Source organism: Aquirufa sp., assembly GCF_044239315.1.
GTDB lineage: Bacteria > Bacteroidota > Bacteroidia > Cytophagales > Spirosomataceae > Aquirufa.
Map to the genome: position 1 here is coordinate 1 of NZ_JBIIBQ010000013.1, position 15626 is coordinate 15626.

The 15626-nt window shown below is 43.9% G+C and carries 11 protein-coding genes; 10 read left to right on the forward strand and 1 reads right to left on the reverse strand.

The genetic code is table 11. The features are described 5' to 3' along the window. The coding region (locus ACILP5_RS06270) for an aldose epimerase family protein (RefSeq protein ID WP_395617800.1) at positions 1-686 on the reverse strand (686 nt) is incomplete at its 3' end. 208 nt (positions 687-894) lie between these two features. Here ACILP5_RS06270 and rpsA point away from each other — a divergent pair. From rpsA to ACILP5_RS06320, 10 genes are all read left to right on the forward strand, one after another. Further along, positions 895-2736 (forward strand): 30S ribosomal protein S1, encoded by a 1842-nt coding sequence (gene rpsA / locus ACILP5_RS06275; protein ID WP_395617801.1) that lies wholly within the window; start codon positions 895-897, stop codon positions 2734-2736. A 109-nt stretch (positions 2737-2845) separates the two neighbouring features. Then, complete coding sequence (locus ACILP5_RS06280; RefSeq protein ID WP_395617802.1) at positions 2846-4279, forward strand: Gfo/Idh/MocA family protein; 1434 nt, start codon at positions 2846-2848, stop codon at positions 4277-4279. A gap of 66 nt (positions 4280-4345) precedes the next feature. Further along, positions 4346-4855, forward strand: coding sequence for a phosphoheptose isomerase (locus ACILP5_RS06285; RefSeq protein WP_395617803.1), 510 nt, complete (start codon positions 4346-4348; stop codon positions 4853-4855). A 102-nt stretch (positions 4856-4957) separates the two neighbouring features. Beyond that, positions 4958-5560 carry a TetR/AcrR family transcriptional regulator gene (locus ACILP5_RS06290; RefSeq protein ID WP_395617804.1) on the forward strand — a complete coding sequence of 201 codons (603 nt, stop codon included), beginning with the start codon at positions 4958-4960 and terminating at the stop codon, positions 5558-5560. Continuing rightward, positions 5560-6900 (forward strand): TolC family protein, encoded by a 1341-nt coding sequence (locus ACILP5_RS06295; protein WP_395617805.1) that lies wholly within the window; start codon positions 5560-5562, stop codon positions 6898-6900. The genes ACILP5_RS06290 and ACILP5_RS06295 overlap by 1 nt, the downstream gene beginning before the upstream one ends. Positions 6901-6907: 7 nt before the next feature. Beyond that, on the forward strand, positions 6908-8017 hold the full coding sequence (locus tag ACILP5_RS06300) for an efflux RND transporter periplasmic adaptor subunit (protein ID WP_395617806.1): 1110 nt from the start codon (positions 6908-6910) through the stop codon (positions 8015-8017). Positions 8018-8081: 64 nt separating this feature from the next. Continuing rightward, positions 8082-11453 (forward strand): efflux RND transporter permease subunit, encoded by a 3372-nt coding sequence (locus tag ACILP5_RS06305; RefSeq protein WP_395617840.1) that lies wholly within the window; start codon positions 8082-8084, stop codon positions 11451-11453. Between the two features lie 225 nt (positions 11454-11678). Further along, positions 11679-13367: a gamma-glutamyltransferase gene (gene ggt, locus ACILP5_RS06310; RefSeq protein ID WP_395617807.1), complete on the forward strand. Its 1689-nt coding sequence runs from the start codon at positions 11679-11681 to the stop codon at positions 13365-13367. Further along, positions 13367-14440 (forward strand): N-acetylglucosamine-6-phosphate deacetylase, encoded by a 1074-nt coding sequence (gene nagA, locus ACILP5_RS06315; RefSeq protein WP_395617808.1) that lies wholly within the window; start codon positions 13367-13369, stop codon positions 14438-14440. The genes ggt and nagA overlap by 1 nt, the downstream gene beginning before the upstream one ends. A gap of 3 nt (positions 14441-14443) precedes the next feature. Continuing rightward, the gene (locus ACILP5_RS06320; RefSeq protein ID WP_395617809.1) at positions 14444-15592 is read left to right on the forward strand and encodes a methionine aminotransferase; all 1149 of its coding nucleotides are present in this window, start codon (positions 14444-14446) and stop codon (positions 15590-15592) included. Positions 15593-15626: the final 34 nt, after the last annotated feature.

Below are 15626 nucleotides of genomic sequence, written 5' to 3' on the forward strand. Positions count from 1 at the left end.
TGTGGCTTCGTAAAATCAAACGGCGTTCCTGCGACCGGCATTAACACTCCCGTGGGGATCAACACTTTATTCACCGCCACTAAACGCGACGCATCGATCTGCACTTCTTGGTTCAAAATATCGCGTTTCGCGTTGCCGCTTAAGTTAAAATAGGAGTGGTTGCTCAGGTTCAATACCGTCGCTTTGTCCGTCGTTGCCTCGTAGGCGATGCTGATTTCGTTGTCTTCAGATAAGGAATAAGTCATCTTAACGCGTAGGTTTCCGGGGAATCCCTCCTCCATATCTTTCGAAACATAAGATAAACTTAGGCTTTGCGCGGAGGCTGCGTCCACTTTCCATACTTTCTTATCGAAGCCGACAAGGCCGCCGTGAAGGTGTTGGCCGTTGTTTTGGGCAGCGAGTGTATATTCCTTGCCATCCAGCGAAAATTTCCCATTCGCGATGCGGTTTCCAAACCGGCCTACGATTGCTCCGAAGTAAGGCGTGTCTTTTATGTATTCTGCCAAAGTCTCATATCCCAGCACTACATCTTCTACTTTACCATGGCGATCTGGAGTTAGGATTTTTTGGATGATGCCGCCGTAGTTCATGATGTGAACTTCCATGCCGCGTGCATTCTTCAAAGTATACAAGGTAACAGACTCGCCCGCAGGCGTTTGACCGAAAGGTTTTCCGGGATTAGACATAGCAAAAAGGTTTTGGGACAAGAAAAAAAGGGCTAAAAAGCAAAATTTCATGGGTTAAGCAGGTTTATGAGAACAATTTAGCACAAAAGATGGAAAATAAACTAATTCTTCGTAGCTTTGCACCCCAATTTAAAAATTGTTTCAAACTTAATTTCAACAGGTTAGCCCAGCTTGTTGATGTAGGCGAAAGCCAAAAGGGCACTCATTTATGTCAAAAGTAAAAAAAGATTTCGACTGGGATTTAGTTGAAGGAAAAGGGTTCGGTGGTAACTATACTACAGAACAAAAAGAAAAAATGGAGGCTGCTATCGAAGCAACCTTAAACTCGGTCACTGAGAAGGAAGTAGTGAAAGGTATTGTGGTAAGCAAGACTGACCGTGAAGTAATCATTAACATTGGATTCAAATCTGATGGTTTAGTATCTGCTTCAGAATTCCGCGATATGCCGGATTTGAAAGCTGGTGACGAAGTTGAAGTGTACATCGAGAACCAAGAAGACGCAAACGGACAATTAACCTTGTCACGTAAGTTAGCTAAGGTGATGGGTGCATGGACTAACATCGAGAAAGCATTAGAAGAAGATACAATCATCAATGGTTTCGTTAAGCGCCGTACAAAAGGTGGTTTAATCGTAGATATCTTTGGAATCGAGGCATTCTTACCTGGTTCTCAAATTGATGTGAAGCCTATCCGTGACTTCGATATTTTCGTAGGTAAAAACATGGAGGTTAAGGTTGTTAAAATCAACCACACAAATGACAACGTAGTTGTATCTCACAAAGTATTAATCGAGAAAGATCTTGAGGCTCAACGCCAAACGATCTTAACGAACTTAGATAAAGGTCAAGTACTAGAAGGTGTGATCAAAAACATGACTAATTTCGGTGTGTTCATCGATTTAGGTGGTGTAGATGGTTTACTTCACATCACAGATATCTCATGGGGTCGTATCAACCACCCACAAGAGGTATTGAAATTGGATCAAAAAATCCAAGTGGTGGTATTAGACTTCGACGAAAACAAAAAACGTATCTCTTTAGGTATGAAGCAATTACAAGCTCACCCTTGGGAAGCTTTAGCTGCTGGAACTGAAGTAGGTTCGAAAGTAAAAGGTAAAATCGTTAACGTAGCTGATTACGGTGCTTTCTTAGAAGTATTGCCAGGCGTTGAAGGTTTAATCCACGTGTCTGAGATGTCATGGTCTCAACACTTACGTAACCCACAAGATTTCTTGAAAGTAGGCGACGAAATGGAAGCAGTAGTGTTAACATTAGATCGTGCTGAGCGCAAGATGTCATTAGGTATCAAGCAATTAACAGAAGATCCTTGGACTAAGACTGATTTATTAGCGAAATACGCAATCGGTACGAAGCACAAGGGAACTGTTCGTAACTTAACTAACTTCGGTTTATTCCTTGAGTTAGAAGAAGGTATCGACGGTTTAGTTCACGTTTCTGACTTGTCTTGGACGAAGAAAATCAAGCACCCGTCTGAATTCGTTAAAGTAGGTGATTCTTTAGATGTAGTTGTGATCGAATTAGACGCGGATAACCGTCGTTTAGCTTTAGGACACAAGCAATTAGAGGAAAACCCTTGGGATACATTTGAGAGTGTGTTCACTTTAGGTTCTACACAAAAAGCAACGATCATTTCTAAGAATGACAAGTTCGGTGTATTGGAATTGCCATACGGCATCGAAGGTTTAGCCCCTTTGAAGCAATTAGTTAAGGCGGATGAGTCAGTGGCTGAGGCAGGTGAAGCGTTAGACTTCGTGGTAACTGAGTTCCACAAAGAAGAGCGTAAGATCATCTTATCTCACACACGTACCTTCACTGCAGCTACGGCTGAAGAAGTAGCGGCTGATGCTGCTGCGGCGAAACCAGAGAAGAAAAAAGCAACTAAGTCAGCTGAGAAAACAGCGACTGTTTCAGCTGAGAAATCGACTATGGGCGATATCGGTGCATTATCTGCTTTAAAAGAGCAAATGGAAGGCGCTGAGAGAGAACAAGCGATTAAAAAATTAGAGAAAAAATCTAAGAAGGCTGAATAAGAGCATTCACCTGTTCTATACTGAGAGGGGTTAGCGAAAGCTGACCCCTTTTTTTTGTTTTCTTATTTTTTTTTCCAAACTTACATACCATCATTAAAACCTATCAACCATGAGTAACACTTCAAGACGGAACTTCCTGCAAAAAGCGGGTTTAGCCGCAGCCAGTTTCTACATTGTCCCTCGCCACGTTTTGGGTAAAGGGTACACGGCTCCTTCAGACAAATTAAACATCATGGGTGTCGGTGGTGGCGGAAAAGGCTACAGCGATATCATGAATTCGTATAACAAAGGTGCTGAAAACATCGTCGCAATAGTCGACGTAGATGATCGCCAAATCGTGCGTATCAAAAAAGACCTTCCAAAAGCAAATTACTACCGTGATTTCCGTGCAGCCTTAGATAAAGAAGGTAGCAACGTAGATGCGGTCATCGTTTCTACTCCGGATCACACCCACGCAACGATAGCGATGGAGGCGATGCGTCGTAAGAAGCACGTATACGTTCAAAAACCCTTAACACATGATATCTACGAGGCGCGTCTTTTAGGCGAGAAAGCGAGAGAGATGAAAGTCGTGACGCAAATGGGTAACCAAGGTTCATCAGGTGACGGTGTTCGTCAAATGATGGAGTGGTTTGATGGCGGTGCGATCGGAAAAGTAAAAGAAGTGTATGTTTGGACGAATCGTCCCGTATGGCCACAAGGAATCGCTTATCCTGCCGCTGGATCACCAGCACCGGCAGAATTAGATTGGGATCTTTGGTTAGGACCAGCGAAATACAGAGAATATAACCCAGCTTTACTTCCATTCAAGTGGAGAGGCTGGTGGGATTATGGTACTGGTGCACTAGGCGATATGGGATGTCACTTATTAGACCCTCCTTTCAAAGTATTAGGTATCCGTGATGCGATCGATGTTGAATGTTCTGTAGGTTCTGTCTTCTTACAAGATTGGACGCCAGAATACATTCCTCAAGGATGCCCTCCTAGCTCGATGGTAACATTGCACTATGGTCCTTCGAAGAAGAATAATTCTCCAGTGAAATTAACTTGGTTTGATGGGGGTCTTCGGGCTCCGCATCCAGATGGAATTCCAGCGACAGAGATGATCGGTGATCCAGATGGTTCAAACGGGGTTATCTTAATCGGATCGAAAGGAATTATGACTTGCGGAACATATGGTATGTATCCTAAAGTGTTTAAAAATGGTAAGCGTGTAGATGAATCAGAACTTCCTAAAGCAAGCTTAGCGCGTGTGAAAGGTGGAGATAACGGACACAATACGCAGTGGGTAGAGGCTTGTAAGGCTGGTTTTGGCAATATGGAAGTAAGTTCTCCATTCGATTACGCTGCTCCATTTACAGAATCTGTTTTAATGGGTAACATCGCCATTCGTTCGTACATGTTGCGCGAAGGCGAAGGCCGTAATGCGAAATACATTGGTCGTCAAAAACTGGAGTGGGATGCAGCAAACATGCGCATCACGAACTTCGATGCAGCGAACCAATTCGTTAAACGCGAATACCGCAACGGCTGGACACTGTAAGTGACCATTCAATAAATAGAATAGAAAAGACGGGATGCTCTCCCGTCTTTTTTTTATTTTTGCCCTATGAATTTTAGCTCAAACACTCCTGCCTCTGAAGTCTTCGCACAAGTCGAAACTTACATCCTTTCTCAAGGTTACACAATTATCGACAAAGACCACAGCCGACCATGGGGGGGATTCTTTGTGTTAGATGAAAACCAAGCAGCCAAGTTTGCAGCTCAATTCTTTCCACAGCTTTCGATGGATGCCATCCAGATCACCCAAAAGCTAAGCCCTAAGTTCTTAGTAGTGGCTCCTTCCAAGCGTTTATCTTGGCAGTACCATTTCCGAAGAGCAGAAGTGTGGACAGTTCATCACGGCCCAGTGGGGGTAGTGATCTCAGACACGGATGAGCAATCTGTACCGGGTGTATACCAAGAGGGTGAATTGATTACTTTGCCCACCGGTATGCGCCACCGTTTAGTCGGATTAGACAACTGGGGTGTGGTGACGGAGATTTGGCAGCATACCGATGTGGAGAACCCATCGGATGAATCAGATATCGTTCGTTTGCAGGATGATTTTGGCCGTTAAACCTTTTTAATCATTCGGTAATCTAAAAATAATACAAGAAAACTTTGTAGTCTCTAAAAGTTTCCATAGTTTTGCTTCCCGATAAGTCAACGGGTTAAGCAAATGAAATCGCGTATTTTAGAAAAAGGAACTGAATTATTCTTCCGCTACGGTGTCAAGACCGTAACGATGGATGCGATTGCGAGCGAATTAGGCATTTCGAAAAAAACGATTTATCAACATTTTCCGGATAAAGATTCGATGGTTTTAGAGGTTGTAAAAAACTTCACTGAACAGGATTTTGCGAAGTGGGATGAGCTCGATAGGCTTTATTCGAATGTGATCGAAAAGATGTTTAAGTCTTTTGAAATGACAAAAGATTTATTGACTCAGATGAATCCCCGATTGCTTTTTGAAATCCAAAAATACTTTCCAGCAGCGTTTCAAGTCTTCAAAGAGCATGGAGAAAAATGTATTTACCAAAACTTAATTGCCGACTTTAAAAAAGGCGCGCAATTCGGCTACTTTAGAAATGACATCGATTTCGAATTACTTGCCCGCTTGCGCATGGCTGAAGTTGATTTAGCCTTCAACCCCGATTTTTACCCTAACAATAAATTATCCTTGTATGACACTCAGATAACGATGATGGACATTTTCATGCGAGGCATTTTGACTGAAAAAGGTTTAACGCTTTATACATCTTACCAAAACAATTTAAACTAATGATCCGCCTAAGAAAAATCTACGCCGGTCTATTTTTACTGACCTCTCTGGCAGCAACAGCGCAGTCATTTAGCCTAAAACAGGCCGTAGACTACGCTATCACACACCAGGTACAAGTAAAAAATAGCCAACTCGACTTGCAGAACGCAAATGCAAAGGTGAATGAAATCAGAGCAATGGGCTTACCACAAGTCAATGGGTCTCTTTCGCTCACCAACAACCTCATCCTGCAACGTGTTTTTATCCCAGCTAGAATTTTCAATCCAGCGGCAGCTGAAGGGGAATTGATTGCGGCGAAATTTGGGGTAGATAATGCTGGTTTTGCGAATGTGGGATTAAACCAATTGGTTTTTGACGGAACGTATTTACTGGGTTTAAAGGCGTCATCGGTTTACAAAGACTTAGCCGTGAAGTCCGTAACACAATCCAAGCAACAAGTAGCAGAGAATGTGACGAAGGCATATTATGGAATTTTGGTCAATGAAAAACGTCAAGGCCTATTAGCCTTAAATGTGGCTCGATTAGATACCTTATTAAAAGAGACGCGCGAGCTGAATAAGCAAGGATTTGTAGAAAAGATAGACGTACAACGTCTAGATGTACAAGCAAACAATTTACGGACGGAACTAGAAAACATCGATCGACTACAAGCATTAAGCTACTCTTTATTGAAGTTTCAGATGGGCTACCCTATGGAAGAGCCGATTCGATTAAGTGAAACTTTGGAAAAAGTGGAATTAGCGACGTTTAATACAAATGCTGCAGGAGATTTCAATTACTCAAGTCGCATCGAGTATTCCATTTTGCAAACACAGGAAAGCTTAGCGGAACTGGATTTAAAAAGTATCAAGGCGGGTTATTTACCGCGTTTATTGTTGAACGCAAACTATGGTTATAACGCGGGAGCGAATGGATTTGGTGATTTAGTGAGCAAGCCTTGGTTCGATAATGCCGCTGTAACAGTGGCCTTGCAGATTCCAATCTTTGATGGCTACTCAAAAAAATACAGAGCCATTCAATCAGCCAACAACTTACAAAAGGTGCGTCAGTCCTACGGCTTACTAAAGTCGTCTATCGACATGCAACGTTCACAGGCGAGTATTACGATGAAGAATGCTTTGGAATCCATGAAAGAACAAAAGGCGAACCTAGAATTAGCGAATGAAATCTCTCGTGTAACGCGGGTGAAATACCAAAACGGAGTAGGTTCAAACTTAGAGGTTTTGAACGCAGAATCATCCATTAAAGAATCACAAGCAAACTACTTTACAGCACTTTATAATGCTTTAGTAGCTAAAGTTGAATTAGAAAAAGCAAACGGTACACTATACATAGACTAACTGAAACATGAAAAAAATAGCCATCCTCCTAAGTGGAATCATTTTATTCGCAGCCTGCGGATCAAAAGATAAGAAGCAAGAATTAGCTGACTTAAAGAGCCAGGAAAAAGAAATCCAGGCGAAAATCGCTGCTTTAGAAAAAGAAGTAGGGAAGCCTTCAGATCAAGCAATAGCGAAAGTAATCACCGTAAGCGTGAGCCCTTTAGTCGCTCAAAACTTCCAGCACTTCGTAGAAGCGCAGGGAAATGTTGTAGCAGAAAACACCGTTTTAGTAAGCCCACAAACAGGTGGTGTGATTTTAACTTTGCCAGTAGTAGCAGGACAAACAGTATCTAAGGGTCAATTGATTGCGACGTTAGACAACAACATCTTGAAAGAATCATTGGAAGAAGTTCGTCAACAACTTTCCTTAGCGAAGACGATTTTTACGAAGCAAAAAGCGCTTTGGGATCAACAAATCGGAACAGAGGTTCAATACTTGAGCGCGAAGTCGAATATGGAGTCTTTGGAGAAAAGAATCGTGACTTTGAAAGCACAATTAGGCTTATCACGCGTAACAGCTCCTATTGCCGGAACCATCGAATTAGTGCGCCAAAAAGCCGGCGAAATGGGTGCTCCAGGTGTCCCAATCGTTCAAATCGTAAACTTAGGCAACTTAAAGATCTCTGCTAAAATCGCTGATTCTTATGTAGGAACAGTGAAGCAAGGTGATGAAATCAGCATCAAATTCCCTGATTTGAACAAGGAATTGAAAGCACGTATCTCGTTAGTGTCTAAAATGGTGAACCCATTAACACGTACTTTCGACATCGAAGCGCGCATCCCGAACGCGGGTGGCGACTTAAAGCCGAACTTATTAGCGGTGATTAACATCAACGATACATCGAAGAAAAACGCGATCGTGATCAGCGAAAACATTATCCAAAAAACCGAAAAAGGAAATTTAGTCTATGTGGCGGTAGAAGAAAATGGCAAAAAAGTGGCTCGTGCGCGTCAGGTGACAGTAGGCTTAACCTACAATGGCCAAGCAGAGATTACAGAGGGTCTGAAAGCAGGCGAATCACTTATTACACAAGGATTTCAAGATTTAGTAGATGGTACAGCCATCTCTTTCTAAGTAGAAAATGGAAAAAAATATCAAAAATGAGCAGTTGCCAGAAGGCAAAGGCTTGATTTATAACATGGTGGGCTGGTTAGCCCAAAACCGCACGACGGTTTACATCTTCACGTTCATCATTTTTGTGGCGGGGATGGGAATCTATTCGAGCCTTCCCAAGGAGCAATTCCCGGACATCGTGGTGCCTCAAATGGTCATCCAGACAGTCTATGCCGGAACGACTCCTTCGGATATCGAAAACACGATCAATAAACCGATCGAAAAGCAAATCAAATCGATCACGGGTGTAAAGCGCGTGAAGTCGAATGCCTTGCAGGATGTTTCCGTGATCATCGTTGAATTCAACACGGATGTCACCGTCCCCATTGCGAAGCAACGAACACAAGATGCGGTCGACAAAGCGATTGCTGATTTACCCAAAGACTTAACGCGTGAGCCATCGGTAGCAGAAGTTAACTTCTCTGAATTCCCGATCATGAACATCAACATCGCGGGGGATTATCCCTTAGATAAGTTGAAGAAATACGCGGAGGACTTACAAGACGAGATCGAAGGCATGCCGGAAATTAACCGCGTAGACATCATCGGTGCCTTGAAAAGAGAGATCCAAATCAACCTAGACCTGTACAAGATGCAGAGTTATGGTTTGACTTTCTATGATATTCAATCTGCGGTTCAAGGCGAAAACGTCAACATCTCAGGTGGAGATTTAGCCGTGGGTGGTGTTCGTCGTTCCCTTCGTGTGACGGGTGAATTTAAGGCTGTGGACCAATTAGCTAACTTGATGATCGGTTCCTCGACTGGAGCACGCGTTCGTTTAAAGGACGTGGCTGAAGTAGTAGACAGCTATGAAGAGAAGCAAGACTTCGCCCGTTTGAACAACAAATCGGTTATTACCCTGAACGTGATCAAGCGTGGGGGAGCGAACTTAATCGAGGCGGCAGATCGCATAGAAAAGACCATCGAAGAATACAAAGAAAATAGATTCCCAGAAGGATTAACCGTGACGACCACGGCGGATCAATCGGAGCGTACGCGTGGCGATTTAGCGGATTTGATTAATACGGTTGTCCTAGGTTTCATTTTCGTGGTTATCGTGTTGATGTTCTTCATGGGGGTTAGAGATGCCGTATTCGTAGGTCTTTCAGTGCCTTTATCGGCCTTGTTGACCTTCTTATTCATGCCGTCTTTAGACTTCAGCTTAAATACCATTGTTCTTTTTGGTTTCCTATTAGGACTAGGTATTGTGGTGGATGATGCGATTGTGGTGATCGAGAATGCGCACCGTTTGTTCAATAACTTCAAGAAATTAACGATTACTGAGTCGGTTAAATTAGCCGCTTCAGAGGTATTTATCCCCGTTTTATCAGGTACGTTAACGACCATTTCTCCCTTCTTGCCTTTGCTTTTCTGGCCCGGTATCGTGGGAGAGTTCATGAAATACTTGCCTATCACGTTAATTATCACGCTTTTCGCGTCTCTATTTGTGGCTTATGTCATGAATCCGGTATTCGCAATTACGTTCATGAAGCGGCACGATGAAGAAGTGAATGATGTGAAAAACCCGAAATTCTCGGATATCCGTCGCACCGTATTTATCTTGTTGAGTTTGGCAATTTTTGGCTATGTGATGGGCTTTGGCTTGGGTCACTTTGGCTTTGGTAACTTCTTTGTTCTGTGCATTATTCTGTATGTGTTTAATCACTTTGTGATCACACCGAAATGGATTGTGCCTTTCCAAGAGAAGACTTTACCTAACTTCAAGACGAATTACCGCAAGTTAATCTCATGGGTTTTGATGGGAAAACGTCCGATTTATGCGACTATTTCAGCGTTCGTTTTGTTAGTTGTTACAATTGCTCTAATGGGTGTGGTGAAGCCTAAGGTGGTTTTCTTCCCTTCAGGTGATCCAGATTACATTTATATTTATGCCAAAAACCCGATTGGTACCGATGCGGTCGTAACGGATTCTATGACGAAAATAATCGAGAAACGTGTGTCAACTTTTATTCAAAAAGAGGGCTATGGAAAAATCGTCAACTCGGTCATTTCAAACGTAGGTAAAAACGCAGGCGATCCGATGCAGCCAGACCGTGGGCCAACGCCTCACAAGAGTAAGGTGACCATCGCATTCGAGAAATTGCAGTTGCGCGAGGGGATTAAAACAGGTGATGTTTTAAGTAAAATTCAAGCGGATTTTGCCAAAAACCCGTTAGCCGGTGTCGAGCTTGCTATCGAAAGAGAAAATAATGGCCCGCCTACTGGTAAGCCTATCTCCATTGAAATCGCAGGTAATGACTTCGATGTTTTACAAGATCTAGAGAAGAAGGTGCGCGCGGCGATTATCAAATCCGGCATCCAAGGTATACAAGAATTGAAATCCGATTTAGTGACAAACAAACCGGAAATCATCATCGATGTAAATCGGGAGAAAGCGTCCCGCGAGGGCATTTCGTCTGCACAAGTGGCGATGGCGGTGCGTACGGGATTATTTGGAGCAGAGATCTCGAAATTCCGCGATGCGAAAGACGAATATCCGATTCAGTTACGCTTAAAAGGAGATTCTCGTAACCAGATCGAGAAGTTATTACAAATGAATATCACCTACCGCGATATGAACATGGGCGGCGCCTTGCGTCAAGTGCCTTTAAATTCAATCGCCGATATTCGCTACGCAACCTCTTTCAGCCAAATCAACCGCAAAAACCAAGAGCGTCTCGTGACTTTGGGTTCTGATGTGATTCAAGGCTATAACGCGAATGAAATTGTAGGGGAATTAACCACCCTTTTCGAGGCAATCGAAGTGCCACAGGGCTACACAATTCGCATGGGTGGAGAGCAAGAGGACCAAAAAGAATCTGGAACTTTCCTAGGGGTAGCCTTCCTTGCGGCTTTGGTGTTAATTTATTTGATCCTAGCAACACAGTTTAACTCTGCAGTTAAGCCATTAATCATCTTCGCAACGATCTTATTATCGTTAATCGGGGTGTTATTAGGCTTCATGGCTTTCGGTATGACTTTCTCCGTGATTATGTCCGGCGTAGGTATCATTGCCTTGGCGGGTATCGTCGTGAAGAATGGTATTCTATTGATCGAATTCATCGAGGAACTTCGCTTCAAGCGTGGTTATGACTTGAAAGAGGCGATCATCGAAGGGGGTGGTATTCGTTTAACGCCGGTATTGTTAACGGCTTCGGCGGCGGTATTAGGCTTAATTCCATTAGCCCTAGGACTTAGCATCGACTTCGTTACCCTATTTACAGAACTTAATCCGCACATTTTCATAGGTTCTGATTCCGCTGTATTCTGGGGAATCTTAGCTTGGACGATCATCTTCGGATTAACGTTCTCAACCATCTTAACGCTCGTAATCGTTCCATGTATGTACTATATCTCGGAGCGCATCAAGCAAAAATGGTTTACAAAGACAGTGTAGTGTAATATATATTGGGTTCAAGAATGCAGAAACCCCTGGGCGAAGGTCTAGGGGTTTTTTGTTTATGCCTCCGGACTTCAGACTAGTGACTAGCGACTAGCAACTCGTGACTATCGACTAGCGACTATCGACTAGTGACTAGTGACTAGTGACTAGTGCCGACCCCCACAGCCCATTTGCTTTTAAGCCCATCTTCCCTTAATTTACCTCTTCAAAACTAACACTATGAAAAAACTACTACTTCTACTTATTCTTCCGATGCTAGCGAGTGCGCAAGATCGTCCGTATGGTAAAGTTTGGGCGACACGTTCACAGGCTATTGCCCAAAACGGGATGGCCGCTACTTCACATCCTCTTTCTACTCAGGCCGCTCTGGATGTACTAAAAGCAGGTGGCAATGCCATCGACGCGGCGATTGCAGCGAATGCAATGGAAGGTGTGGTGGAGCCACATGTGAATGGGATTGGAGGAGATATATTTGCCATTGTTTGGGATGCAAAAACGAAGAAATTATATGGTTTGAATGGGTCGGGTAGATCGCCAAAATCGCTGACTTTAGCCGAGTTTAAAAAGCGCGGTTTAACGCATATTCCTTCGCTAGGTCCATTGCCGGTGAGCGTGCCGGGTTGTGTGGATGGCTGGTTTGAATTGCACAAAAGATTCGGTTCGATGCCGATGAATAAAGTATTAGAAAAGGCTGTTTCGTATGCGCGCAATGGTTTTCCGGTACACGGCGAATTTGCTTCCGCTTTAGGTCGCGTGCCTGCCGCTTATGGCAAGTTTCCGAATGTCGCGAATCACTATTATCCGAACGGAAAGCCTCCTGTGGAAGGAGATATTTTCAAGAATCCAAACTTAGCGAATACGCTAGAAAAACTAGGAAAAGAGGGGCGTGATGCCTTTTATAAGGGAGATATGGCACGTACGATGGACGCGTTTATGAAGAAGAATGGTGGGTTTTTAAGCTATGATGATTTAGCGTCGCACACGTCGACATGGGTGGAGCCGGTTTCTGTGAATTACCGTGGATATGATGTGTGGGAATTGCCGCCGAATAGCCAAGGGATCGCGGCTTTGCAAATGCTAACGATTTTAGAGGGCTATGATTTCTCTAAAATTAAATTAGGTTCAGCGGAGCACGTGCACTTGTTTACAGAGGCCAAAAAACTAGCCTTCGAAGATCGCGCGAAATATTATGCAGATCCTGAGTTTGCCAAAATTCCAGTTGCCGAACTCATTTCAGAAGCGTACGGCGCGAAGCGCCGGGCGTTGATCAATCCGAATCGCGCGGGTCGCCATTACGAAGCAGGAAATCCGGCCTTGAAAGAAGGTGATACCATCTATTTAACGGTGGCCGATAAGGATGGTAATATGGTGTCCTTGATTCAGAGTAATTATAGAGGTTTTGGTTCAGGTATGATGCCAGATGGTTTAGGATTTATGTTCCAAGACCGCGGTGAATTATACAACTTGAAAGAGGGAGAAAACAATACCTATGCTCCGGGTAAAAGACCCTTCCAGACGATTATTCCAGCGTTTATGACGAAGGATGGTCAGCCGGTGATGAGTTTTGGCGTGATGGGTGGCGCGTACCAACCAATGGGCCATGTGCAGATTGTGATGAACTTGGTGGATTTTGGTATGAATGTACAAGAAGCGGGAGATTATCCCCGCATGAATCACGAGGGATCATCAGAACCGACGGGCGAAACGATGGAAACGACGGGTGGCATGATTACCTTAGAACACGGGTATCCGTATGAGGTCATTCGCGATTTATTGCAAAAAGGACACCAGGTTGGCTATATGAGTGGTATTTATGGTGGCTACCAATGCATTATGTACGACCCAGTTCGTAAGGTGTATTATGGTGCGACGGAATCTCGTAAAGACGGACAGGCAACCGGATACTAATGATGTTTGCGAGCCGCATTTTCACGGGCCACCAATGGCTAGAGAACAAGGAAATTTCGATTGAGAATGGCCATATTTCGGCTATCTCTTCGGGCTCAGGGGCTTCCACTGAAAACTTCCTGGTACCCGGATTTATTGACTTGCAAATATATGGCGGTGGCGGGATTTTATTCTCGAATCACCAAACAACAGATTCGATTCAGGCTACCTTTAATGAGCACCATAAAACAGGAACTGTTGCCTTTCAAATTACACTGAACTGCTCGCCGGCTGCCTCCATGTGGAAAGCAATCGACGCCTATAAAAACTATAAGGGTGAAGGTCTGGTGGGTTTGCACTTAGAGGGACCATTTTTTAACCCGGTTAAAAAGGGTGCGCATAACGAGGCCTTTGTCCAAAAACCTAGTCTTGCCTTTCTCGAAGAACTAATTGAACGCACTGCAGGCGTTCCTACCTATCTGACGATTGCGCCTGAAATGTTCAGTTCGGAAGAACTTTCAATGCTTTTGGATAGTGACATTATGTGCTCTTTAGGGCACAGCGATGCGACGTATTCACAAGCGATGGATGCCATTCAAAAAGGCGTTTCACGCATCACGCATCTGTTTAATGCGATGTCACAATGGCAATCGCGTCAGCTTGGTTTAGTGGGTGCCAGTTTCGATTCTGATGCTTGGACGAGCGTCATTGCAGATGGTTTGCATTGTGATTATAAATCGCTAGAGCTGGCGTATCGCCTGAAAAAAGGTCGCTTGTTTTTAATCACGGATGCGGTGACGAATGATGTGTCGGGTCCGTATTCGTTTTTGGCCAAAGAAGGTCGCTTCACAAACGAGGCGGGAGTACTTTCTGGTTCCTCTTTAACGATGATAGAGGCTATTCAAAACTGTGTTCAAAAGGCTTCGATTCCGCTAGAAGAAGCTATTCGGATGGCGACGGTTTATCCGGCAGAAGTGGCAAATTTAGATCAATTAGGCAGTATTGAAGTAGGAAAACGGGCATGTTTCGTCGAATTGAATTCCGCGCTAGAGGTGCAGCAGGTTTGGTACGATGGAAAAGCCTTGTTAAATTAGGCTATGATTACATTTCCTTCGAAGCAGCCACACGTTCAGACGACGATATTTACCAAAATGTCCGCCATGGCGCTTGAATATGGGGCCTTAAATCTTTCGCAAGGTTTTCCTGGTTTTGATTGTGATCCTGCTTTACAAGAACTTCTTCAACATTATTCGAAAGGACATAACCAATATGCCCCCATGGCTGGCGTACCTGCCTTGCGGCAATCATTAGCAGCAAAAACGTCGTCATTCTATTCTATTCCAGTAGACACAGAAACGGAAGTGACCATCGTTTCTGGAGCCACAGAGGCCATTTTTTCGGCGGTTCATTGCTGTGTTTCTCCCGGGGATGAGGTGATTATGTTCGACCCCAGTTATGATGCGTACGATCCCATGGTTCGACTAGCGGGAGGAATTCCAGTACATATTCCTTTGAAGGCATCTCGAAATTTTGCCATCGATTGGGAGGAATTAGCCCGTCACATTAGTCCTCGCACTCGTGCGATTATGGTCAATAGTCCTCATAATCCGACCGGGGCAGTTTGGTCGATGGCGGATCTGGATGCCTTTGCAGAGGTGGTGAAAGGAACCAAAATCTTGATTATTTCAGACGAGGTTTATGAGCACATCGTCTTCGATGGGGCGCAGCACGCAAGTGTTTTATTGCATCCAGAATTGCGGAAGCGTAGTTTTGTATGTGGGTCTTTTGGCAAAACCTACCACATCACGGGTTGGAAAATGGGTTACTGCATCGCGCCTGAATTCCTTACATCCGAGTTTAGAAAACTACATCAATGGGTCACTTTTTCGAGTGCGACGCCTTTGCAATATGCTTTAGCAGACTATCTAAAAGAGCCCGCACATTACCTGGGTTTGTCTGATTTTTACCAAAAAAAGCGCGACCTATTCGCCTCCCAATTCGCAGGAAGTGCCTGGAAAGTCCTACCAAGTGCCGGTAGTTTCTTCCAATGTCTTGATTATTCAGCTATTTCATCAGAAAAAGATGTCGATTTAGCGGATCGCTTAACGCGAGAAATCAAAGTAGCCTCTATTCCCGTCTCCGTATTTTACGAAACCGATCCAGGTGATAAAATCCTGCGATTCTGCTTTGCAAAGGACGATGCGGTGCTTTTAGAGGCGGCGAAACGATTAGTGCAACTCGCTTAAATTATCAGTTTCTTGGTTATTTCAGCTCTTTTTT

What these genes read in the sequence shown, in the direction of transcription:
- rpsA (WP_395617801.1), top strand. Translation starts at nt 895, where the DNA reads ATGTCAAAAGTAAAAAAAGATTTCGACTGGGATTTAGTTGAAGGAAAA.
- ACILP5_RS06280 (WP_395617802.1), top strand. Translation starts at nt 2,846, where the DNA reads ATGAGTAACACTTCAAGACGGAACTTCCTGCAAAAAGCGGGTTTAGCC.
- ACILP5_RS06285 (WP_395617803.1), top strand. Translation starts at nt 4,346, where the DNA reads ATGAATTTTAGCTCAAACACTCCTGCCTCTGAAGTCTTCGCACAAGTC.
- ACILP5_RS06290 (WP_395617804.1), top strand. Translation starts at nt 4,958, where the DNA reads ATGAAATCGCGTATTTTAGAAAAAGGAACTGAATTATTCTTCCGCTAC.
- ACILP5_RS06295 (WP_395617805.1), top strand. Translation starts at nt 5,560, where the DNA reads ATGATCCGCCTAAGAAAAATCTACGCCGGTCTATTTTTACTGACCTCT.
- ACILP5_RS06300 (WP_395617806.1), top strand. Translation starts at nt 6,908, where the DNA reads ATGAAAAAAATAGCCATCCTCCTAAGTGGAATCATTTTATTCGCAGCC.
- ACILP5_RS06305 (WP_395617840.1), top strand. Translation starts at nt 8,082, where the DNA reads ATGGTGGGCTGGTTAGCCCAAAACCGCACGACGGTTTACATCTTCACG.
- ggt (WP_395617807.1), top strand. Translation starts at nt 11,679, where the DNA reads ATGAAAAAACTACTACTTCTACTTATTCTTCCGATGCTAGCGAGTGCG.
- nagA (WP_395617808.1), top strand. Translation starts at nt 13,367, where the DNA reads ATGATGTTTGCGAGCCGCATTTTCACGGGCCACCAATGGCTAGAGAAC.
- ACILP5_RS06320 (WP_395617809.1), top strand. Translation starts at nt 14,444, where the DNA reads ATGATTACATTTCCTTCGAAGCAGCCACACGTTCAGACGACGATATTT.